The following is a 22946-nucleotide window of genomic DNA, read 5'->3' as shown; positions in this document are numbered from 1 at the left end:
GTTACAATACCACTGCCTTTTCTTTGTCAAGATAAACCATGTCTTCTATCCTAATGCCTAGTTTATCTTTAATATAAATTCCAGGTTCAATGGTAAAAACCATACCCTCTTTTAACTCATAATCACTTCTTGGGCTAATATTTGGTAATTCATGTATATCAAGTCCCACTCCATGCCCTAAGCTATGAATGAATTCTTTTTCAAAACCTGCATTTTTAATCACATCGCGTGCAATCAAATCAAGCTCACTTGCTTTCATACCAACACGTGCTTTTTCAATAGCTTGAAGCTGGGCTTGCTTAACTACTTCATAAATTTGTGCCGTTTCTTTGTCTTTAAAATTTGGCTTATTTTTATCAAAGACTATGCCATTTTCATCAAAGCAAGCTGTTCTTGTACGATCAGAACAATACCTTTGATAAACCACACCCGCATCAACTAGTAACAAATCTCCATATTTTAAACATTTATCACTAGGTAAAGCATGTGCCTTAGCCGCATTTTCATTAATAGCCACAATAGGTGAAAAAGAAAGCCCCAAAGCGCCTTTTTTTTGAAAAATTTCACACGCTTTAAAATGAAGCTCTTTTTCACTTTTACCTAAGCCCTCTTGGCTGATATATTTAGCCAGTTCTTCAAAGCATTCTTTGCCAAAATTTACAGCCTTTTGCAAAAGCTGTAGTTCTTTAGCATTTTTTACAATGCGTTTATTTTTGCTTAGATCTAATTTTTCTTCAAAAACGATATTTGCACTTTTACTAAGCTCTTTAAATTCAAAATAGCTAAAGTCTTTTGGGTCAAAACACACCCTATCAACCCCCGCTTTTTCTAAAAGCTCTCTAGTGCTAGCAAAAAGATCTTGTGCTAAAACTACTTTAGCATTTTTGATCATTTCGCTAGCTTCAAAACTATATCTTGCATCGGTGATGAAAAATGCTTCATCTTCAAGTTTTAAAAATAAAGCATTATCACAAGAATAGCCGCACTCATAAAAAAGTGCATTTTCGTTTTTTAAGATAAAATTCATTGATTTGCTTGTTGTGCTTTTGCTTGAGCTGCTTTATACGCATTGATTTGATCAAAAATTTGAAAAAGTCCCATTAAAGCCATGTGGTAACCAAAAGGACCAAAACCTACCACACTACCCGCACAAACTGGTGCTATCATGCTTTTTTGTCTAAATTCTTCTCTTCTGTGGGTATTGCTAATATGCACTTCAATCACTGGTAAATTAATCGCTGCAATCGCATCACGAATTGCTATAGAAGTATGTGCATAAGCAGCTGCATTAATGATCACTCCATCTACGCTACCTAAACATTCTTGAATCTTATCAACTAATTCACCTTCAAAATTACTTTGAAAAAATTCAATCTCAGCATTAGCCTGTTTTGCTGCTATTTTCATTTGTTCGTGGATATCTTCCATTTTCATATTGCCATAGATGTGAGTTTCTCTTACACCAAGCATATTAATGTTTGGTCCTTGTATCACCATAACTTTCATAATCTAACCTTTATTTAGTAAAATTTACTATATTATAGCATTTTAAAGCTAAATTTTAGCTACAATTTACCTTTTTTAAAGGAAGTAAGATGTTTATCATAGCACCCAAGATTATCTTCACTTGTGATGATGAATTTAGCATTTTGGAAAACAAGGCAGTTCTTTTTGGTGATCGGATTTTAGAAATTGATTGCTTAGAAAATTTACAAAAAAACTACCCGCAAGCCAAACTCATATCAACCCCAAAAGATACGCTACTCTTGCCTGCATTTATCAATCCACATGCACATTTAGAATTTAGCGCAAATAATGGGAATTTATCCTTTGGAGATTTTTTAAAATGGCTTGATAGTATTTTTAATAACCGCGAACAACTCAATGAAAAAGCCAAAGAAAAATTAATCTCTCAAAATATCCACAAAATGCTAAAAAGCGGCACTTCTACTGTAGGTGAAATTTCAAGCTTTGGAAGTGATTTAACTCCTTGTGTAAACTCACAAGCTAGAGTGGTATTTTTCAATGAAATTTTAGGATCTAGTGAGGATTTTATCCAAGCCAAAAAAGAGGAATTTCTAACTCGTTATGAAAAAAGCATGAGTTTTAAAAGTTCTAAATTTATCCCTGCTATTTCAGTGCATGCACCTTATTCAACTCACCCAGAGCTTGCCAAATTTGCCATAAAACTTGCTAGAGAGAATGATCATTTGCTAAGCACGCATTTTCTTGAAAGCAATCACGAAAACAACTGGCTAAGGTTTAAAAAAGGCGGTTTTAAAAAAAGCTTGGCTAAATTTAGTAAAAATCCTACGCCATTTTACACCCCGCAAAGCTTTTTAGAGCTTTTTAAAGATCAAAGGACTTTATTTACTCATTGTGTGTATTTTAAAGAATGGGATTTATTAGATAAAAATTTACACTCTATCACGCATTGTGCTTTTTCAAACAGACTTTTGAGTAAAAATACTTTTAAATTAAAATCTGCTTTAAAAAATGGTGTTAATATCCACCTAGGAACTGATGGTTTAAGTTCAAATACCTCTTTAAGTATGCTTGATGAAATGAGAGCAAATTTACTTATACATGATGATTTTGAGTTAGAAAATTTTGCTAAAATATTGCTTTTAATGGCGACCAACAAAGCCGCAAAAGCTTTAAATTTAAACCTAGGGCAAATTCAAAAAGGCAAGATAGCTGATTTTAGTCTTTTTGCTTTGCCAAATAGTGTGAATTTAAAACAACTTCCTTTGCAGTTTATCTTACAAAGCAAAGAAGTGTTAAAACTTTTTATAGAAGGAAAAGAATGCAAGCTATAAAATCATTTTTTAAAGGAATTGGAAAAATCATTTCTTATATCAATACTTATTTTAAAACCTTTGTGTTTTTATTTATCGTGTTTTTAATCCTTGCTCCAAGCGGGGATAATGCCAAACTTTCTAACGCAAACTTAGCACAAATTAATCTTAAAGGCGAAATTAGCGATGCAAGTAATCTTTTAAAACAAATTTACAAAGTCAAAGAGGATAAAGCTATAAAAGGAGTTTTACTTTTTATAGATAGCCCTGGTGGAGCTTTTGCGCCAAGCATGGAAATAGCTTTAGCTATACAAGATCTTAAAGCCAAAAAACCTGTGGTAGTCTATGCAGGTGGAACTATAGCAAGTGGGAGTTATTTAAGTGCAGTGGGAGCTGATATGATCATCGCTAATCCTGCTAGCTTTGTAGGGTCTATTGGGGTAATCATGCAAGGCTTTGAGCTAAGTGAGCTTGCACAAAAACTTGGCATAAGTGAACAAACCATCAAAGCAGGAAGCTATAAAGAAGCAGGAACTTTCATGCGTAAATGGAGCGAAGATGAAAAAGACTTTTTACAAAATTTAGCCAATCAAAGCTATGAGCTTTTCACGCAATTTGTTGCTAAAAATCGCAAATTAGACTTAAATCAAACAAACTCATGGGCTGATGCAAAAGTGTTTTTAGCAAACGAGGCTTTAAAATTAAAACTCATTGATAAAATAGGTAATTATGAGCAAGCCAAAAAGAGTTAGAAAAACTAGCCAAAGTGCAAAATCCTATCTGGCAAAAAGAAGATGCTATCGATAAATTTTTAAAACGATTAGAAGAGCAAAGCGCTAGCTTTTTTGCTAACACTTTAGCACAGTTTTTCACACAAGTAAGCTCACAAAAAATCTACTAAGATTTAATAATCTCATAAAATCCATAAATATCATTTTCTAAAAAGCCTTTGTATAAAGGCTTTAACTTTAGATCTAACTTAACATTTTCAAAGGTGTTTAAATTTGAGCTTGAAAAAATCAAAAGCATATCTAACTCATCTTTAAAGGCTTTTAAAAAATTCTCCCCACCCTCATACATGATGAGCTTAGCCTCACTAGGAATGTTTGTAAAAATTTCTCTCTCAGGCACGCTAAATAAAGGAATGTTTGGATCAAAACTTTCTAAATTTTGACGGCTTAGTATGCATAAATTTGGTGCTTTAGCTTGAGCTAGCCTTGCATCTAAAATAGGCCTATCATGTCTTATAGTTTCTCCACCTACTACAAGTAAATCGAGCTTTGAACGTAATGTATGAGCATAGGTTCTACTTGCTTTAGAACTTACGATTTTACCATAAGCAGAGCCATTTAAAGAAAGGGCTAGTTTAAAAAATTTAAAATTTGACTTTTGCCATTTTAAAAAAGGTTTTAAAAGCTCTTTGGCTCTTTGCTCGCAAATTCCCATGTGAACTTTTATGCCTTGATCTTTTAAAAACCCTGCTCCACCACTTGCGAGTTTATGCTCATCTTTAGTAGCGATAAAAACTTCACTAAAGCCAAGTGTGCTAAAAAGTTTCGCACAAGGTGGGGTTTTGCCCTGATGATTGCAAGGTTCTAAACTCACATAAGCACTAGCACCTTTTAACAACCCCCGATGATTTTGACAAATAAACTCATGTAAATCGTTTGCATTTTGCGGTAAATCTAAATTTGGATTAAGTGCTTTTAAGGCTTTACTCACTGCTTCAAGCTCTGCATGAGCCTTGCCCGCTTCTTTGTGTGCTTCTATGCTTAAAATTTTGCCATTTTTATCTAAGATCACACAGCCTACGGCTGGATTTGGGTAGGTTAAAAGCTGATATTTCCAAGCTTCATCTATAGCTAAATTCATATAAAATTCGTGATTCATGTTACTTCCTAAAAAGGCAAAGGTGCAAAAAACACCTTAAGCTTTACATGTTCATCGCAAGCTTTTAAAAAACCTTGTGCTAAAAACTTAATATCTTTAGTTTTTAATTTCTCTCTTAAGTCAAAAGTTCTCTCACATAGAGGATAAATAAGATAAATTTCCTTTATCTCGTATTTATTTGCATAAGCAAACATTTGATATAAATCACTTTGCGATATACCATGTTTTTTCTCATCTTCACTATCATCTGGAATTTTCCATTTGGTATCTAAGATCATTTTATTTTCTATATATAAATCAGGCTTTAACATAAAACACTTTTCATCATTTTTTGAGATTAAATACTTTCCACTGCTTTGAGTTTTTATATTTTCATTAGGATTAGCAAGTTTAAACATATAAGCCACATAGTTTTCAAAAAGTTTTTCCATAGGAAAAAGCAAAGCAAAAGCTTCGTTTTTGCCTTTATATAGAGTAAAAGTTTTATTTTGCAAAAATATCTTACACCAAGAAAGTATATTTTCATAATAATCAAAATGTCTTGAAATTTTAAAACTAAAATCTTTTTCATAATTTTTAGAAAATTCTACCTCATCAAGCATTTGCATAGCTTTGATGATTTTAAATTTATTCAAGCTTGTTTTGGATTTTAAAAAATTTAGCGTTGATTTTATCAAGCGATTTGGAGCTATGTCTAAAACAAACTCATCGCTACTTGTAAAAAATCTTTCTTTGTGTATTAAATTTGATTTTATATGCTCATTAAAAAGTAATTTTCCTTTTAAAAAAGTTCTATTTTCTTCGCTACTTACATAAGATCTCATCAAACCTTTTTTATACACACTATCAAATTCATCTAAAAACATCGTGATAAATACTTCAAACAAAGGCATTTTGGCAATTTGTAAAGATGAAATTTGAGATTTTTTAAAGGAAGAATTTTTTAAGGTTTTTAGCATATTGATTAAAAGATTTTTAGGGTTGAAATTTATTTCTTTTATACTATACCACTTCTTTACTTTAATGTTTTTCACAATTTTATATTCTTGGAAATAACTAAAATTAGTATATAATTTATTGTTGTTACTTATCGCATAGGCGTAATTTAACTTACTCTTTGAAACTTTCAAAGATTTATCTTTTTTTTCTTTATAGCTATCCAAATTTGTGCATTTTGGCAAGATTTCTAAAACACCGCTTTTAGTCTGTATAATGCCGACATAATTTTTAGCTTTTAAAGTGTTTTTGTTTTTAAAGCCTAGAAGGCTTTCATTGTTTTTTGCGAAGTCTTCTAGCTCTTTATAAAATATTTCAGCTTTTTCTTTAAAAATTTCTTTTAAATCTTCTTTAGAAAAATCTTGGTATTCAATGATAGAAAAGGTGTTATTCATTTTCGTTTTTTGTTTTATTTGTTATTTTATCATCATAAATTGCTTGATATGTTTTTATATCGTTCCAAATTTTATCATCAAATGGAGCGATAGTATAAATATTTCTCTCATTATCAACATTATATAAATTCTTTTTTTGAAGATATTTATCATCTTTTTTATCTTCAAAAATCATACCATTATCATTTAAAACTGCATTTATCAAAGCATAATCATTGTAAAAATACTCTTGCAATAGCGGGATAATTTTATTTTGAAAAACTTTTTTTAAGTCATCTAAACTATCAATACCTATAAAAAATGCATGGCCTATAGTCTTTTCTCTATCTAGTAAGTATTCTATGCGAATATTGATAGCTTTTAATAATTCTTGTAAATCTATATCTTCAATTTTAGATAGTTTACTAGGTTTAGGCATCATCTCGGCAAATTCAAAACGTCTTCGCAAAGCTGTATCGAGTGAAGTTATACTTCTATCAGCTGTATTCATAGTACCTATGATATAAACATTTTTAGGTACTCCAAATTCTTCACCGCTATAAGGCAATCTTACTCTCAACTCTTCTTTTTCACCTATTCTTTTGCTAGGCTCTATCAAGGTTATAAGTTCACCAAAAATCTTACTTACATTACCACGATTAATCTCATCTATGATGATTATGTAAGGTTTTAAGTTATCTTTTTTTATTTTAAATTTTTCATTTTGCAAACTTTCAAATTCTTTTAATTTTTTATAAAACATAAAATAATAAGTTGCATTACCATGGTAATCACTTTGACTGTCATATTTTGGCTTAATATCTTTAAAAGATAAAATTCTTCCATTTATAAAATCTAAATAATCTCTTTTTATAACATCAATAGTCAATCTTTGAGGACTTTTAATTGAGCCGCCCAATAAAAAAGAACGATATTCATCTTTGGAATTTAAAAGGATTTTTTTAACATTAACTTTATTTTCTAAAGGAAATTCATTTCCTTTGTCTAGAAAATTTTGATTAATATAATTAGCAAATTCAAAAATTAATTTATCTAAGTCAGTTTCATTCTCATTTTGTATTGATGAAATATAGTTTTTCAAAGATTTATCACACAATTCTTTAAAAACACCATTTTTTATCTCATATTTTAATTCTTGAGAATTTTCATCGTTATTTATTATAGGTTTTATACCTTCTACAAATTCTTCATATCCATAGCTTTGATGGAAAGTAGTAAAAACTATTTGCCCTTTTTCTACATACTCATCAAATAACTTTTTTCTATTTGCTCTATCATCTTCACTTGGAATTTGTATTTTTTCTACTTTTGATATAATCTCTAAAGCTTTATCTATAGTATGATAAGTTTTTCCAGTCCCTGGAGGCCCATAAAGAATTTGATTTAAAGGTGGATTTTTCATATTTAATTCCTTATCCATTATTTCATTATTTAAAAATTGTCTTTCAAAATCATATAAAAAAGTTCTATAATGCTTTAAAGCAATAGAGTACATTTTATTTCCATTATTGTTTTTTAATACAAATTTATTATTTTTATTTAATTTTTCTATATTTTGATCAAAATTATACAAATTGCAACTATATAAATTATCTTTCAAAAATTCATTAGATATATTTTCTACAGCTGAAACATATTTTTTTATGCTAGAAGTATCTATATTTCTTTTACTTAAATATTCACAAAATAATTTTTTCATTTTTTTTATGTTTATTCCATACTCAACCCATAAAGGAATAGCTATATTTTCTATCATTTTGATTAATGATAAATTTTTATTTTCCAACAATTTCTCATAAATTTGATATATTTTTAATTTTTCTTTAAATTTATTCAAAGATATTAAATCTAAAACATTTTTAGAAAAAATATCAACTATTTTTATATTATTTACATCTTGATAATGAAAAGCTATTTTCCATTTAGTAGCATCTCCAAAATCTATATTTTCTATAGCTTCAAAGTCATTATTTTTACTTGCATGTATTATATCTACAATTGTTTGTTTTATTTTATCAAAAGCTTCATCTTGATTATTTCCATATTTGGATAGCCAAGCATAATTATCATTGTAAATTTTACCTTTTAATTTTTCTTTATCATCATTAAAATTTCTTTTATATATACCAAATTTGAAACTAGAACCACCCCAAATACTTCCTATATCATCAAGTTTATTTTCCAGCCAAAAAGTAAAATCGTTCCTATCTGGATTATCCTTTTTAATACTAGTATATTCTTCAAGACTCATACTTTTAACTTTTTCTAAAGTCCAAATTTTTTGAAATTCTAAAAATTTATTCTCTATATTTTTCTTTTGCTCTTCGTTTAAATTAATATTCATACTATTTTCCTTTAATCCACAATTGCAAAAAATTTACAATTTTTATAATATCTACGAAAATATTCTCTATCTTTGTTCATATTTTTCAAATAAGTAAAAATAGGTGTAGTCCATTTATAACCTTGACTTTTTGTATGAAATTCATCTATTAACTTATCATCTTGATAAACATACACACTCATGCCGCCATTTTTTACAACTGCTTCTTTAAATTCATCTTCATCTTTTGGAAAATGATAATACACATTACCATTTTTATCTGCTTTACTGATTTTATAATCATATTTATTTTCAAGCATTATACGCCTTTTTTATTCTTATGTTTAAATTCAATTATACAAAAGATGAGTAAAAATTTAGATTTCTAAATTTTTACCATTGTATGAAGGTTTTAGCTTTTCTTATGTCGCTAAAATTTATAGTAGTTTTTTCTTGAGTTTCTAAATTTTCTAAAATGATATTTTCACCATCTACAGCGATGATTTTTGCTTCGATTTTTTCTTTTTCATTGGTTGTGATTTTTACAAGTTCATTAATACTTTTTGCAAAATGCTCGATTTTGCTAAGTTTTCTTTCAAGCCCACAGCTTGATACTTCTAAAAAATACTCCCCACTCACGGGTGGTTCTACATCAAAAATAGGCGATAAAATCTCACTAAGCCTAGCACAATCATCAAGATTTACTCCGCCTTCTTTTTGCACATAAATTCTATAAATCTTTCTACCATTTTCACTTGTTAGCTCATCATCATAAAAGCTAAGTCCTACTTCTTTACAAAGTGCTTCAAGATTCATTTTGTTCCTTTTTGATTTTTTCAAACAAAGCATCCATGTGGTTTTGATACTCCAACCTATCATCAAACTTAAAGTGAAAATTCGGACATCTATACCACCCTTGCTCACTCATGCAGTAATTTTGCAAAGCACGGGCAGCTTTTTTAAGTTGATTAAGTATGATTTCTTGCTCTTGGGTGTTAAAAAACATTTTATCTAAATACACAAAAGCATCATATCTGCCTTTTTTACACTCTACATCCACTACGCACAAGTTTTTTAAAGCCTCGTTGTCTAAATTTGCTAAAGCTTCCGGTATAAGCTCTTTTAAAATACTTTCTGTGCGTAGCTTTTTGATCTCAGCTGGGTTCATAGGCTTACTTGTTCCTCAACTTCTTTGTAACTTTCTATATAATCGCCCACTCTCATATCATTACAACCTTCTATACCTACACCGCATTCATAGCCTTTTGCAACTTCTCTTACATCATCTTTAAAGCGTTTAAGTGAGCTTACATTACCTTCAAATACCACGACCCCATCTCTAATAAGTCTGATTTTCGCGCCACGATTGATCGTGCCTTCTGTTACCATACAACCTGCGATTTGTCCTAGTTTTGGCACATTGATCACTTGGCGAATTTCAGCTTGACCAAGTTGTTCTTCAGAGATGATAGGACTCATCATACCACCTAGTAAGGCTTTTACATCATCGAGTAAGTTATAAATAACATTATAAGTTTTTATTTCTACGCCTTTATCTTTAGCGCGTTCTTTGATCTCACCGGTTGGTCGTATATTAAAGCCTAAAACGATAGAGTTTTCACTCGCACTTGCAAGCTCTATATCACTTTGAGTGATACCACCCACCCCACTATGGATGATATTAACCTTGATCTCATCATTTTTGAGTTTTTCTAAACTCGCTTTAATCGCTTCAAGTGAACCCTGCACATCTGCTTTTAAGATCACAGGAAGGGCTTTTAAGTTACCTTCTTTGATTTTAGCACCAAGCTCATCTATACTTACTTTAGTGGATTTGCTTAATTCTTTTTGGCGGTTGTATTCATGACGTTTGTTGGCGTATTCTCTTGCTTGCTTATCGCTATCTACAGCTATTAAAGTTTCTCCTGCATCAGCTACTTCGCTAAGACCTATGATCACCCCGCATTCACCTGGACCTATTTCTTTTAAAGTTTTGCCTTGATCATCACTCATAGCACGTACTTTACCATAAGCCTCCCCTGCTACGACTGTATTTCCCACTCTTAAAGTACCATTTTGCACAATGATAGTAGCCACAGGTCCTCTACCTTTTTGCACTGAAGATTCTATAATGCTTGCTTTAGCATGGGCTTTTGGATTTGCTTTAAGCTCTAAAATATCAGCTTGTAATAATACAATTTCAAGTAAATCCTCTATACCATCACCCTTTTTAGCTGAAACTGGTACAAACTCATGGCTTCCACCCCATTCTACCGGCATGATGTCCATTTCCGCTAGTTGGGTTTTTACCATGTCAGGATTTGCGTTTTCTTTATCCATTTTATTGATAGCAATGATGATAGGCACATTAGCTGCTTTTGCGTGATTGATCGCTTCTTTGGTTTGTGGTTTTACCCCATCATCTGCAGCCACTACGATAATAACAATATCCGTTATACTAGCCCCCCTTGCACGCATAGCAGTAAATGCCTCATGGCCTGGAGTATCGATAAAGGTAATTTTTCTACCATTTTTTTCTACCATATAAGCACCAACGTGTTGAGTGATCCCACCTGCTTCGCCACTTGCAATACGTGATTTTCTAATATAATCAAGCAAAGAAGTTTTACCATGATCCACATGCCCCATGATCGTGATGACCGGAGCTCTTTGGCTTAAATTCTCTTCTGTTTGATTTTCATCATAATCTTTTACATAGTCAAATTCATCAGCTTCATCAATGATATTAATCTCCACGCCAAATTCTGCAGCAAGAATTTCAATAGCATCTTCATCTAAAAAGTCATTTTTAGTCGTCATCATACCAAGCATGAAAAGTTTAGAGATCACTTCACCGGTGTTTTTGCCAAGTTTTTCGGCAAATTCATACACACGAATTTCTTTAGGTATGCTCACGCTTGTGATCGCTTCACTTTCTTTTTTCTCTACTTTTTTAGGTGGCTTTTTGCGACTTCTTCTTTGTATACCGCCTTCACCAAATGGGTTGATAGAGTTATTTAAAGACTGTTTTAAAATACTTGGTTGTTTTTTATTGACCGGTTGTGTTGGTTTGTTTTCTTTAACGCTAAAATCAGGTAAAACCACCATATCATCATCTTCTAAAGAAATATCAGCAAAATCTTTATCTCCTAAAAGATCCATTTTAGTGGTGTTTTCTTTTTTGCTTGCCACAGGGTGGTTTTTCTTCTCTTTTTTCTTTCTTTTTAAACTCTCATCTGAATTTGAAAAAATCATGCTAAGACTTAAGCCTTGCGTGCTTTGTGTATCAGTTTTTTCTTCTTTGTTGACAAAATTTTCTTTGTTTTCTTCTTTTTTCTTTTTAACGATAACCAAGCCTCTTCTTTTGGCTAAATTTAAATTAGAACCTAGTTTTTCATCTAACTTTACTTCTTCTTTTTTTGCTTCTATAGTTTCGTTTTTAATAGGATTTTCAGGCTGTTTTTCTTGAGTTTTTAACTCTTCTTTTTTTTCAATTGCTGTTTTTGTATTGATTTTATTTTCTTTTTTGACTGTGATTTTTTTCTCTTCTTTTTTATCTTCTTCTTTTTTAACAGTAGCTTTTTTTACTGTTTTTTCTTTCTTAGGTTTTGCTACTTTTTTAACCACATCTAGTATTTCGCCTGATTGAACGTATTGATAAATCGCTTCTGCGATTTCAGAAGATACTTTTTTGTTAGGTGATTTTATATCTTCTAGGCCTATTTCATTGGCTTTTTCTATGATTTCTTTGCTAGTGTATCCTAACTCTTGAGCGATCTCGCTAATTTTTACATCTGCCATTAAAAAATATCTCCTTTAAATCCTGCTGGTTTATACTGCCATGAAAATTGCCTTTGCAAGCTCTCATAAAAGCTCTTTGCAGTGTTTTTTCATCTTTATCTAAGCACGGATTGCAAATATACAAACTTCTACCAAATTCCACTTTAGTGATAATTTGAGAATTTTTTATCTGAAATCGATGCAAACTCTGCTTTTCATAACGACCTTTGCAAACAATGCACATTCTAATGGGTATATGATTTTTCAAAATTATATCTTTTTTTTGGAATTTTTAGCAAATTTTAAAGCCCTCATCATCAAAATCTAAAAGCTCGACTCTAAATTTAGCAAATTTATTTTTGATTTTTTCTTTGATTTTTTTAGCATCATCTTGATAAGCCAAAGTAAAAAAACTCGAACCCGATCCTGAAAGTGTACTCATGAGAGCATTATTATCTAATGCTAGTTTTTGTACTTCAAAAAGTTCTGGTAGGAGCTTCATTCTTTGGTATTGGTGTAATTTATCTAAACTAGCGTATTTTAACAAGTCATATTTTTTTTCTAAAAAACATGCAGTCAAAAATGAAGCATGGCAAAGATTAAAAACCCCTTCTTCTAAGTTGATTTTTTTTGCTAAAACCGATCGTGATTTTTGTGTATTCATAGGTACATTCGGGATTGTGATAATAGCTTTTAAATTCTTATCTATTTTCTTTTTAATTGCCAAAACTTTATCTTGATGGACTAGCGCACACACAAAACCACCTAATGCCGCAGGGGCTATATTATCAGGATGATTTTCATACTTTAAAGCTTCATTGAGTATTGTATTTTTATCTGCCTTAAACCCGCTTAACTCATATGCACAAGCTATTGCCCCAACAATCACAGCAGAAGAACTCCCCATGCCTCTTGCCAAAGGAATATTGTTTTGAAAAACAAAACGAAAGTTATCTTTTCTACTACTTAGTCTTTGATATACTTCATAAAAGATATTAACAAAGGTGTTATTTTTTTTAAGATAAATATTATTTTCACCTTCTCCATGCACGCTAATACTAAAAAATTTTGACTTTTCAACTATGGCTTGATTAAAATACTTTAAACTCAACCCTAAACAGTCAAAACCAGGACCCAAATTTGCACTTGTTGCAGGAATTAAAATTTTCATTCATTATCTTAATTAATCGCATCTAAAACATAAAAAGGTGCATTGTCTTTACTTAAACCCAAGCCCTTTAAACTCTGTGGCATAAAAAAACTCCCTGCTTGTGTTTTTTCAAGTACAATTTCATCATTTTCTTTTTTTACAAAACACAAATGTTTATTTGCAGGTATAGGGGTGTTATTGTTTAACTCAAAAGCACTCACTGCTTCTAGTGGAATATTTTTCACTATGGCTAAGGTTTGAAAAGATACATATGAAATCTTTATCCCCATGTAAGAACCTGGACCATGTACGTAAATAAGTTTTTGCAGTTCGTATTTCAGTAACAATTTTTGAATGATACAAGGCAAGGTTTCGCTTACCTTTAAATCACTCTCAATCACTTCTAACAATCTATCATCTTCATAAATACCAAGCATTAAAGGTTTTGCTATGGCATTTAAAAGCAAAGTAACCTTTTTTATGCAAAAACCTTTTCATAGACTTTATGCGCGCTCTTTTCTAGACTTACTATTTCATATGCGCTTGGGTCTTTTAAGAGTTCTTTAGTCAAGAGATGATTAAGTTTATGTGAGCCCGCATAGGAGGTATAATCTCCAAAAACTCTACAACCAAGCAAAGTCAAATCTCCAATAGCATCTAAAATTTTATGGCGAACAAACTCATCTTTAAAACGCAAACCTTCAGGATTTAAAATACGATTTTCATCAATCACAACCGCATTTTCCAAACTCCCTCCAAGACCCAAATTCATAGCTCTTAAAGCTTGTACATCTTTTAAGAATCCAAAAGTTCTTGCTCTTGCGATTTCGTTGATATAATTTTCTTTACTAAATTCAAAACAATAATTTTGTTTACCTATGATAGGATTGTCAAACTCTATAGTATAGTTAATCACAGGCATATCTGTTGGACTTAAGCGTACAAATTTATTACCTTCTTTTACCTCCACGGGTTTTTTTACCACTAGGATTTTTTTAGCCCTATCGAGTTCTTTCATACCTGCTTCTTCAAGCATCATACAAAAACCTATACTACTACCATCCATTACCGGTGCTTCATTAGCATCTAAGACAATACGCACATTATCAACACCATAAGCATTAATAGCGCTCATTAAATGCTCTATAGTAGAAACATAACCTCTATGATCTCCTATCACAGTAGCCATTTGCGTATCAATAACATTTTCAGGCTTTGCCTCATAAGAAATTCCCAAATCGCTTCTATAAAACACTACACCACTATCAGCCTCTAATGGCTCTAATTTTATACTAATAGGCTCACCCTTATGCAAACCTATACCAACGCCTTTAACTTCTCTTGCTATTGTTGTTTGATTCATGTTTATTCGCTTAAAATTCTTTTTTTACCTGATTCTAATACATTGTAGATATTTTCTTTTATCCACTTTGCATCCTGCCATTGCTCAGGACGCACCTCAACACCTTGCACCAAAACACCAAAATGCACATGATCACCAAGTGCCAACCCAGTCGTTCCCGTAGTGCCTATAACATCACCTGCTTTTACCCTATCACCTACATTCACATCTGAATTAGTGCAGTGCCCATAAAGGGTATAAATCCCAAAACCATGATAGATAATAATATTCAATCCATAAATTCCATTTTCTTGCATGAATACGACTTCGCCATCATTATTGCTGATAATAGGAGCTTCTTTAACACTAGCTAAGTCAAGTCCCATATGATAAGAACTGCTAAAAGATTGATCATTATAAGAATAAAATCTATGATCGGCATAATCGGCTACTTTTTGTCCATTTTTCAAAGGTTTGAAAAGATTGATTTTAAAATGATTAATCATACTATCAGGTACTTTACTAGTAACATCATGAATAATCACTTCATTAGAAGCCCTTAGATCTTCATTTACAAATTTAAATTTCTCAAGTCTACTTAAATCTCTATCTTTTGGAGCATATTGCTGAGCCAAGAATTCTATTTTTCCATCTAAAAATCTATCATTAACTTTAATCTTAGAAACACGGTATTTTTTATTGATAAAATAGTATCGAATTCTTTGTTTGTTTACATTTCCTGCTTTATCTACTGCCACAACATAAGCTCTAAAATATTCATCAGTTGCCTCCCAAGGAATCAAAGCCGCATAATAGCCCTCTTTTACATAAGGAGTTGCTTTAAAAATTTTATTTTTATCTGTTGTGATATAAACTTCTTGCAAGTTCTCATCACTTGCCTTAAACACTACACTACCAACACCACCTTGTTCAATCTGATATGAATTGTCTAAAATTTCAACCACTGGTTTTTTGGTATCGATAATAACTTTTACCTCTTTGGTAGCTTGATTACCTAAGAAAAAATTCCAAAAACTACTATCACTTGCTTCAATAATAAGCTTATAAAAATCTACTTTTTCTTTGAAAGCGGGTTTTGGTAGTTTTAGATCAAAATGGATATTCTTTTTTCCTCCTCTAACTTGCTCATTCACAAGCACTTCACCATTTAGCTCATTTGCCTTAAACAAAGTTACTCTTATATCTTTCAAAGCACTTTCATCGCTTACTTCTATCGCAACAGGATCATTTAAGTTGCTATAAATAACATCTGATTTAACTTCTATCACAGGAGGATTTTTTTCAAACAACTTTGTATTTAAAACAAACACTAAAAAGGCTAAAATAATTAAAAATAGTACAAAAATCCATTTTTTATTCGATCTTCTACGTGCAAAAACCATAATTCATCACTTTCAATCTATTTTTTTAAAAATATATTATGCTATGGCAAATTAAGAGTAAATTATACATAAAATTATAAAATTTCTCTTAATTTATTAGCGCTTTTAATCCAAGCTTCAAGCTCGTCTATATCACATTTTTCTATCATTTTTCTACATTCTTGCAGTTCTTTTTGAAACAAATCAATAGAATTTAGCAAATTTTGCTTATTTTGTTCAAAAATTCCACTCCACATTTGCGGATTTGATTTGGCAATTCTGCACATATCCCTAAAAGAAGGGCCACCTAAATGAGCTATATTTTTTTTATTTTCTTCTTTCATAACAAAATTTGCCAAAGAAAAACTAATCACATGAGGTAAATGCGAGATAATAGAAGCATGATGATCGTGTTCTTTGCTGTCCATAAATACAAGCTTCATTCCCAAATCAGAAAAAAGCTCTATAGCTCTTTTTTGATGAATATGATCAGCATTTTGCACATCACACAAAACACAAACTGCATTTTTATATAAATCTTTTACCGCAGCAGTGGGTCCGCTATTTTCAGTTCCTGCCATAGGGTGAGCTGCGATAAATTGACTTTTTAAAGCCAAAGGTAAGTTTTTAATAATCTCTGCTTTGGTGCTTCCAAGTTCTATGATTGTCGTATTTTTAGATAAATCTTGAAAATCTTTTAAAATTTTCACTATGGCTCTTACAGGAATTGCTAAAAATATCACATCGCATTTTTTCAACTCATCAAATGAGACAATCTGATCTACTAATTGTCTTTCTAATGCAATTTGCTCAAAAGCTTTATTGATATCATATCCATAGACTTGATCAATCAGCTTATTATCCCTTAAACTCAAGCCTAAAGATCCGCCTATTAAACCAAGCCCAACTATCCCTACTACCATAATTTTTCCTTAAAAAGCATTAGTTAAAAATATTTTGGTATTATAACGATTTTGTATATAAAAATTTAGGTAATATGATGAATAAATGGTTTGTTTTCTTTGCACTTTCAAGTTCTTTATGTGCAACAACAATTAAAGATATCAAATTTGAAGGCTTATCGCAACTTTCCAAAGAAAGCGCTATTGCGATTTCAAAATTAAAAATTGGACAAAAAATCGATGATGCCAATATAGACATGGCGATTAAAAATCTTTTTGAAAGAAATTATTTTAAAGACATCGTTGTCAATGAAAAAAATGGCATTTTAACTTTCAAAGTAGTAGAAAAACCATCTATTGGTAAAGTTGATATTCAAGGTATCGCAAGTAATGATAGAAAACAAATAGAAACTCTTGTTGGATTAAGACCTGGAATTTTATATGATGAAAATTCAGCTAAAGAATCAGCTGAAAAGATTAAATTATTTTATCAAGCCAAAGGTTTTTACGATACCATCGTAGAAATCAAAAATGAAAAACTCAGCAACTCAAACTCACTTAAGCTGACTTTTATTGTTAATCGCGGAGAAAATATCATCATAGAAAAAGTACATCTAAGTGGTGCTAAAAACCTAAGCTACTCTGATGTAGAACCTGCTATAGCTAATAAGCAAAGAGAGGCTTTGGGTTGGATGTGGGGTTTTAATGATGGCAAGCTTAAAATTTTTGATCTTGCAAATGACAGCTCAAGAATTTCTGATGTATATTTAAAAGAAGGTTATTTAGATGTAAGCGTATCTCCTGCTTTTTTAAACACTTATACCGACACTTATCAAGCTGATTTGACTTATTTTATTAATGAAGGTGAAGTTTATAAAGTAAAAGATATTAAAATTTTTAATCCCATCTTTAGCGATGAAGAAAACGATGCTTTAGCAAAAGATCTTAAACTTAGCATTGGAAAAATTGTCAACATAGAAAAATTAAGAGAAGATATCAAAACCATCGAAACTAAAACTGCGGACTTAGGCTATGCCTTTGTACAAGTCATACCTGATATACAAAAAGACAAAGAAAATCACCAAGCTACCATCATCTTTAAAGTAATACCTAATGAAAAAGTATACATAAGAAATGTTATCATTTCTGGTAACACTAAAACAGTTGATAGGGTAATTCGTAGAGAATTGTATCTCACAGAAGGAAATCTTTACAATAGAACCGACTTAACAGATTCAAGAAATGCCTTAAGAAGAACAGCGTATTTTGAAAATGTCGAAATCAAAGAGCAAAGAGTAGATGATACTCATATTGATTTAGTAGTGGAAGTAAAAGAAGCATCAACTGGAGCTATTTCAGGCGGTATTGGTTATGGCACTAGTGATGGAATTTTGCTTAGCGCTTCTTTATCAGATGCCAATATTTTAGGATCTGGTATGAAAGGAAGTGTAAGTATTGATAAAGGTGATGATACTCTTTCTGGTAGAGTATCTTTAAAAAATCCTAGAGTAAATGATAGCGATTATTCTTTAGGCGGCTCATTATATTCAGATCGTTTAGAATGGGATAGTTATGATGAAAGAAACTATGGTTTTGATGTAAGCGTAGGAAAAACACTGGGTAGATATACTAGCATAGGTTTAACTTACAATCTTGAACAAAGTGATATTTATCATCTAAGTGATCGTTTGATTGCGCAAGGTTACAAGCTTGGAAAAAGCTACAAAAGCTCCGTTACACCTTCGATTGTATTTAACAATACCGATGATTACTATTTACCAAGATCGGGTTTTATCGCCTCAACCTCACTTGAATATGCAGGTTTAGGCGGAGATCAAGAGTTTATAAGCTCTGTTACCAAATTTAACTATTATCAAGGTTTAGAAGACTTCATAGGCTGGGATTTGATCTATCGCTATAAAGCAAGTTTTTACAAGGTATGGGATCAAGGCTATTTACCAATCAATGAAAAACTATATCTTGGGGGCATAGGCACCATTAGGGGTTTTGATAGAAGAAGTGTTAGCCCTAAAAACGATTGGGGTGATGAGACAGGCGGTACAGTAGCCTTTGCAAACTCCGTAGAACTTAGTTTTCCAATCTTTGATAGAATCAAGCTAAGGGGAAGTGTGTTTTTTGACTATGGTGCAATCGGACAAAGCTCTTTAAGTCAAATTCAAAGATGGAGCACAGGTATTGGTTTTGAATGGCTTACTCCACTAGGTGCTTTAAATTTAGTTTTTGCGAAACCATTTAACACCAACTCAAAAGATGATTTGAGTAAATTTGAATTTATGTTGGGTGCAAGATTTTAAAAGTGATAAAATCTTGCTATAATTTTGAAATTTTATTTTAGGTAGAGATAATGAATTTTTTAGATATTTTTTCTAGCATAAGACGCAAGCAAGCTGCTCCAAGTGAGGCTCCAAACCACTGGGTAAAATGCAACTCATGCCATGCGTTGATGTATTATAAAGAGATAGAAACTTGTTATAATGTTTGCCCTAAATGTAATTTTCATATGAGATTAAGTCCTGCTAAACGTATTGAACTGCTAAGTGATGAGGGTACTTTTGTAGAAATGGATAAAGACTTACATGCGGTAGATCCTCTCAAATTTGTTGATAGTAAATCATATAAAAAAAGATTAGCAGAAAATGAAGAAAAAACAGGAAGAAAAAGCGCTGTAATAAGCGGGGAATGCTGCATAGATGGGATAAAAACCCAACTAGTTGTTTTTGACTTTGCTTTTATGGGCGGGAGCTTAGGCTCAGTTGAAGGAGAAAAAATTCTTAGAGCTATTGAAAGAGCTATTGAGAAAAAAACTCCTGTTGTAATTGTTAGCGCAAGTGGTGGTGCTAGAATGCAAGAAAGCACCTACTCTTTAATGCAAATGAGTAAAACAAGCGCAGCATTAAAACTACTTGCTGAAGCAAAATTACCTTATATTTCAGTTTTAACCGACCCGACAATGGGTGGGGTTAGTGCATCATTTGCTTGGCTTGGTGATATCATCATGGCTGAACCTGGTGCTTTAGTTGGCTTTGCAGGAGCTAGAGTAATCAAACAAACCATAGGTGCAGATTTACCTGAAGGCTTCCAGAAAGCCGAATTTTTACTTGAACATGGCTTGATTGATGCCATTGTAGAAAGAAACGAACATAAAAAATTTATCGCAGACTTTTTAAGATTTTTTTCTAAAAATTAAAAATGCAAGTTAATGTTTTAAGCATTCAAAAAAATAACAACGATGAGTTTAGTAAAATCAATGAAAACTACACTAAACTCATCAAAAAATTTTGTAATTTTAACGACGTTTGTATCTTTAACAACAAAATAGCTCTAGCTCAAAATACTAATGCCTTAGAAGCTAAAAAGTCTTATACCAACGCTTTAAATCCACACAAAAAAGGCTTTTGCATAGCATTAGATGAAAAAGGTAAAAATCTCACCAGTATAGAATTTGCAAAGTTATTACAAGATAAAAATGAAATTTCTTTTTTTATTGGCGGTGCTTATGGCTTTGAAAGAGAATTTATCGCACAAATGCACACTAGCATAGCCCTTAGTAAAATGACACTAGTGCACAAATTTGCCAAAACCATGCTTTTGGAGCAAATTTATCGTGCCTTTTGTATCAACACAAATCACCCATACCACAAATAGGAGCATTTATGCAAGAATTAAATCTTGAAGAATTTAAAAATATTTTAATCCAAAGACAAAAAGAAATTTTAAACCAACTTCAAGGTAACATAGACAATATACACAATCTACAAGATAGTGAACCTAGAGATGAAGTTGATCTACAACAAATCGACAATAGCTCACATATTGATTTTAAAATCAATGAAAATTTAAAAGCTGAATTAGATGAAATTAAACATTCATTAAGCAAAATAGATGACAATACTTACGGAATTTGTGAATATTGCGAGGAAAATATCCACCCTGAAAGGCTGAAAATAAAACCTCATGCAAAATATTGTATAAATTGCCGTGAAAACCTAGAAAAAAGGAAAGAGCTATGAAAATAAAATTATTTTTCTTTGCAAGCTTAGTTTATCTTTTAATTGTTGCGGCCTTAGTTTATAATCTAAATTTGGGTGATTATACTTTTGTAGTTTCTACTTTTGAATTACGCCTACCAGTTAGCATATGGGTAATTTTACCTACCTTTGTTTTAATGATTTTAGCTTTATTACATATGAGTTTTTATGGTTTTTTAAAACATTTACAGTATAAAAATCTAATCAAAGACAGTAAAAACTATGAAAACTATATAGTTGATATTTTTTTAAAAAAAACTAGCAAGATTAAATTTAAGACACAAGAATTTCAAGACATAGCAAAAAACACCTATGCACTTTATTGCAAAGAGAAAATTCAAAACCCTAAAATAGACAGTATTGTTGATATTTTTGAACAATTAGAACAAAAAGAATTTGTCGACTTAAAAAAATACAAACTAGACACACATAATGAAATTTTTATTTTAAACGAAAAGAACCATTTCATAAAAGACAGTGAATATGCTTTTGCTTTTATCAAAAACAAAGAAAAAATAAATGATGATTTAGAACAACTTGCATATAATGAAGTATTAAAAAACAGTCCTTATAGTCAAATCAAGACATTAAAAGTTCAAAAAAGCCAAGATGATATCTTGTTACTTTTACATCGATTTAAAGAAGAAAAATTAGATTTAAATCAAGCCGAGATAGAAGTTTTGCTTACAATGAATCCGCTAGATGAGAGTGGCTACTTACAAAGTGTGAAAATTCTATGTCCAAAATTAGAACCACAGTTTTTGATTGCTTTATTTAAAAAACTAAAAGATCACCAAAACCAAGCCTTAAGAGCTTATTTATACACTTTAGCTGAATTTGGTATGTATGATGAATTGCTTAATGAATTAGGAAATGATCAAAACGAACACAAAGACTTTAGGCTTGCCCTCTTTTTAAGAGAGCATAACAAAAAATTTGAACTTGATAGACTAATACAATGATTGATTTTAGCAAAAAACCTTTATTTTTAGCACCTATGGCAGGGTTTTCTGATCTGCCTTTAAGAAATTTAGTCAAACAATTTGGTGCTGATGTGACCATTAGTGAGATGATTAGTTCTAATGCTTTAGTATATGAAAGTACAAAAACCCTTAAAATGCTAGAAAGAGCAGAACTTGAAAATCCTTACATTGTCCAAATAGCAGGTTCTGATGAGGGCGTGATCCAAAAGGCTGTAGAAATTTTAAACCGTTTTGATTTTATTGATGGAATTGATTTTAACTGTGGTTGCCCTGTTAATAAAGTCATTAAACAATGCGCAGGTAGTGCTCTACTGCAAGATCTTGATAAACTACAAAGGATTTTAGAACTCATAAAAAAAACCAGTAACAAAAAGCTAACTAGTGTTAAAGTGAGATTGGGTTTTGACAAAAAAGATCCCATTGCTATCGCAAAAGCATGCGAAAATGCAGGAGTAGATTTTATCAGCATGCATGGTCGCACTAGAAAACAAATGTATAGTGGTAATGCTGATTATGAAGCAATAGCCATGGCTAAAGAAAATATCAAAATTCCTTTAGTTGCAAATGGTGATATCAGTGAAGCAAATGCCAATGATGTGTTTAAAATCACCCAATGCGATGCCTTAATGATAGGTCGCGCAAGCGTAGGAAAGCCGTGGATATTTTATGAGATCAAACATGGTAGAAAAATCGATAAAACCATGAAAAATAAAATCATCTTTACGCACTTTGAAGAAATGCTAAAACACTATAAAGATCAAGGTGTTAGTATTTTTAGAAAACATCTACATGAATACTCTAAAGGCTATGAAGATGCATCTAATTTTAGAGATCAAGTAAACCGTATCAATGATGCTGATACCATGAGAGAATATATTCAAGATTTTTTCAATAAGGAATGATTTTTGCTTGTAAATGACCAAGCAATATGATGAAGAGATACCATAAAACAAGGA

Annotated in this window: 22 protein-coding genes and 1 pseudogene; 8 read left to right on the top strand and 15 right to left on the bottom strand. The window is 31.3% G+C overall.

Annotated elements, in window-relative coordinates; genetic code table 11:
- Window position 1: 1 nt before the first annotated feature.
- Together CKA54_RS04460 and aroQ are read right to left on the bottom strand one after the other, a co-directional pair.
- The gene (locus CKA54_RS04460) at window positions 2-1027 is read right to left on the bottom strand and encodes a M24 family metallopeptidase (RefSeq protein WP_120760323.1); all 1026 of its coding nucleotides are present in this window, start codon (window positions 1025-1027) and stop codon (window positions 2-4) included.
- Window positions 1024-1506 carry a type II 3-dehydroquinate dehydratase gene (aroQ, locus tag CKA54_RS04455; RefSeq protein ID WP_043019356.1) on the bottom strand — a complete coding sequence of 161 codons (483 nt, stop codon included), beginning with the start codon at window positions 1504-1506 and terminating at the stop codon, window positions 1024-1026. The genes CKA54_RS04460 and aroQ overlap by 4 nt, the downstream gene beginning before the upstream one ends.
- Window positions 1507-1595: 89 nt before the next feature.
- On the opposite strand from aroQ, the gene CKA54_RS04450 reads away from it, so the two are divergent.
- Together CKA54_RS04450 and sppA are read left to right on the top strand one after the other, a co-directional pair.
- Window positions 1596-2819: a metal-dependent hydrolase gene (locus CKA54_RS04450; protein WP_120760321.1), complete on the top strand. Its 1224-nt coding sequence runs from the start codon at window positions 1596-1598 to the stop codon at window positions 2817-2819.
- Window positions 2807-3699 (top strand): annotated as a pseudogene (gene sppA / locus CKA54_RS04445) (signal peptide peptidase SppA). Before CKA54_RS04450 ends, sppA begins: the two are co-directional and overlap by 13 nt.
- On the opposite strand, the gene ribD reads toward sppA, so the two are convergent.
- The 13 genes from ribD to CKA54_RS04380 form a co-directional block, all read right to left on the bottom strand.
- Window positions 3696-4688 carry a bifunctional diaminohydroxyphosphoribosylaminopyrimidine deaminase/5-amino-6-(5-phosphoribosylamino)uracil reductase RibD gene (gene ribD / locus CKA54_RS04440; protein WP_120760319.1) on the bottom strand — a complete coding sequence of 331 codons (993 nt, stop codon included), beginning with the start codon at window positions 4686-4688 and terminating at the stop codon, window positions 3696-3698. The pseudogene sppA and the gene ribD overlap by 4 nt on opposite strands.
- Window positions 4689-4696: 8 nt before the next feature.
- Complete coding sequence (locus CKA54_RS04435; RefSeq protein WP_120760318.1) at window positions 4697-6079, bottom strand: McrC family protein; 1383 nt, start codon at window positions 6077-6079, stop codon at window positions 4697-4699.
- Entirely contained in the window at window positions 6072-8423 is a 2352-nt protein-coding gene (locus tag CKA54_RS04430) for an McrB family protein (protein WP_120760316.1), read from the bottom strand. Before CKA54_RS04430 ends, CKA54_RS04435 begins: the two co-directional genes overlap by 8 nt.
- A gap of 11 nt (window positions 8424-8434) precedes the next feature.
- Window positions 8435-8722 (bottom strand): hypothetical protein, encoded by a 288-nt coding sequence (locus tag CKA54_RS04425; RefSeq protein WP_115644966.1) that lies wholly within the window; start codon window positions 8720-8722, stop codon window positions 8435-8437.
- 73 nt (window positions 8723-8795) lie between these two features.
- Complete coding sequence (rimP, locus tag CKA54_RS04420) at window positions 8796-9218, bottom strand: ribosome maturation factor RimP (RefSeq protein WP_120760314.1); 423 nt, start codon at window positions 9216-9218, stop codon at window positions 8796-8798.
- Window positions 9208-9570, bottom strand: a complete 363-nt coding sequence (gene rbfA / locus CKA54_RS04415) for a 30S ribosome-binding factor RbfA (RefSeq protein WP_039617407.1) — start codon at window positions 9568-9570, stop codon at window positions 9208-9210. The genes rimP and rbfA overlap by 11 nt, the downstream gene beginning before the upstream one ends.
- A complete protein-coding gene (infB, locus tag CKA54_RS04410) occupies window positions 9567-12203 on the bottom strand; it encodes a translation initiation factor IF-2 (protein WP_120760312.1) in 2637 nt (878 codons plus the stop codon). The genes rbfA and infB overlap by 4 nt, the downstream gene beginning before the upstream one ends.
- Window positions 12184-12450, bottom strand: coding sequence for a DUF448 domain-containing protein (locus CKA54_RS04405; protein WP_120760311.1), 267 nt, complete (start codon window positions 12448-12450; stop codon window positions 12184-12186). The genes infB and CKA54_RS04405 overlap by 20 nt, the downstream gene beginning before the upstream one ends.
- 24 nt (window positions 12451-12474) lie before the next feature.
- The gene (gene thrB, locus CKA54_RS04400; RefSeq protein ID WP_120760309.1) at window positions 12475-13353 is read right to left on the bottom strand and encodes a homoserine kinase; all 879 of its coding nucleotides are present in this window, start codon (window positions 13351-13353) and stop codon (window positions 12475-12477) included.
- 8 nt (window positions 13354-13361) lie between these two features.
- Window positions 13362-13769 carry a tRNA threonylcarbamoyladenosine biosynthesis protein TsaB gene (locus CKA54_RS04395; protein WP_120760355.1) on the bottom strand — a complete coding sequence of 136 codons (408 nt, stop codon included), beginning with the start codon at window positions 13767-13769 and terminating at the stop codon, window positions 13362-13364.
- 41 nt (window positions 13770-13810) lie between these two features.
- Complete coding sequence (lpxC, locus tag CKA54_RS04390; protein WP_120760307.1) at window positions 13811-14695, bottom strand: UDP-3-O-acyl-N-acetylglucosamine deacetylase; 885 nt, start codon at window positions 14693-14695, stop codon at window positions 13811-13813.
- Between the two features lie 2 nt (window positions 14696-14697).
- Window positions 14698-16077: a M23 family metallopeptidase gene (locus CKA54_RS04385; protein ID WP_120760305.1), complete on the bottom strand. Its 1380-nt coding sequence runs from the start codon at window positions 16075-16077 to the stop codon at window positions 14698-14700.
- Between the two features lie 74 nt (window positions 16078-16151).
- Window positions 16152-16979 (bottom strand): prephenate dehydrogenase, encoded by an 828-nt coding sequence (locus CKA54_RS04380; RefSeq protein ID WP_120760304.1) that lies wholly within the window; start codon window positions 16977-16979, stop codon window positions 16152-16154.
- A gap of 77 nt (window positions 16980-17056) precedes the next feature.
- Between CKA54_RS04380 and bamA the strand changes: the two genes are divergently transcribed.
- The 6 genes from bamA to CKA54_RS04350 are packed head-to-tail and all read left to right on the top strand — an operon-like array spanning window position 17057 to window position 22892.
- Window positions 17057-19273, top strand: a complete 2217-nt coding sequence (gene bamA, locus CKA54_RS04375; protein ID WP_120760302.1) for an outer membrane protein assembly factor BamA — start codon at window positions 17057-17059, stop codon at window positions 19271-19273.
- A gap of 50 nt (window positions 19274-19323) precedes the next feature.
- Entirely contained in the window at window positions 19324-20166 is an 843-nt protein-coding gene (gene accD / locus CKA54_RS04370; RefSeq protein WP_120760300.1) for an acetyl-CoA carboxylase, carboxyltransferase subunit beta, read from the top strand.
- Between the two features lie 2 nt (window positions 20167-20168).
- Window positions 20169-20624, top strand: a complete 456-nt coding sequence (locus CKA54_RS04365) for a 23S rRNA (pseudouridine(1915)-N(3))-methyltransferase RlmH (RefSeq protein ID WP_120760298.1) — start codon at window positions 20169-20171, stop codon at window positions 20622-20624.
- 8 nt (window positions 20625-20632) lie between these two features.
- Window positions 20633-20989: an RNA polymerase-binding protein DksA gene (dksA, locus tag CKA54_RS04360; protein WP_120760296.1), complete on the top strand. Its 357-nt coding sequence runs from the start codon at window positions 20633-20635 to the stop codon at window positions 20987-20989.
- Complete coding sequence (locus CKA54_RS04355; RefSeq protein WP_120760295.1) at window positions 20986-21969, top strand: hypothetical protein; 984 nt, start codon at window positions 20986-20988, stop codon at window positions 21967-21969. Before dksA ends, CKA54_RS04355 begins: the two co-directional genes overlap by 4 nt.
- Window positions 21966-22892 (top strand): tRNA-dihydrouridine synthase, encoded by a 927-nt coding sequence (locus CKA54_RS04350; protein WP_120760293.1) that lies wholly within the window; start codon window positions 21966-21968, stop codon window positions 22890-22892. The genes CKA54_RS04355 and CKA54_RS04350 overlap by 4 nt, the downstream gene beginning before the upstream one ends.
- Window positions 22893-22946 lie beyond the last annotated feature (54 nt).

This window comes from Campylobacter sp. P255 (assembly GCF_003627915.1).
In the GTDB taxonomy this organism is placed as follows: domain Bacteria; phylum Campylobacterota; class Campylobacteria; order Campylobacterales; family Campylobacteraceae; genus Campylobacter_D.
This window is presented reverse-complemented; position numbering and strand designations above follow the sequence as displayed.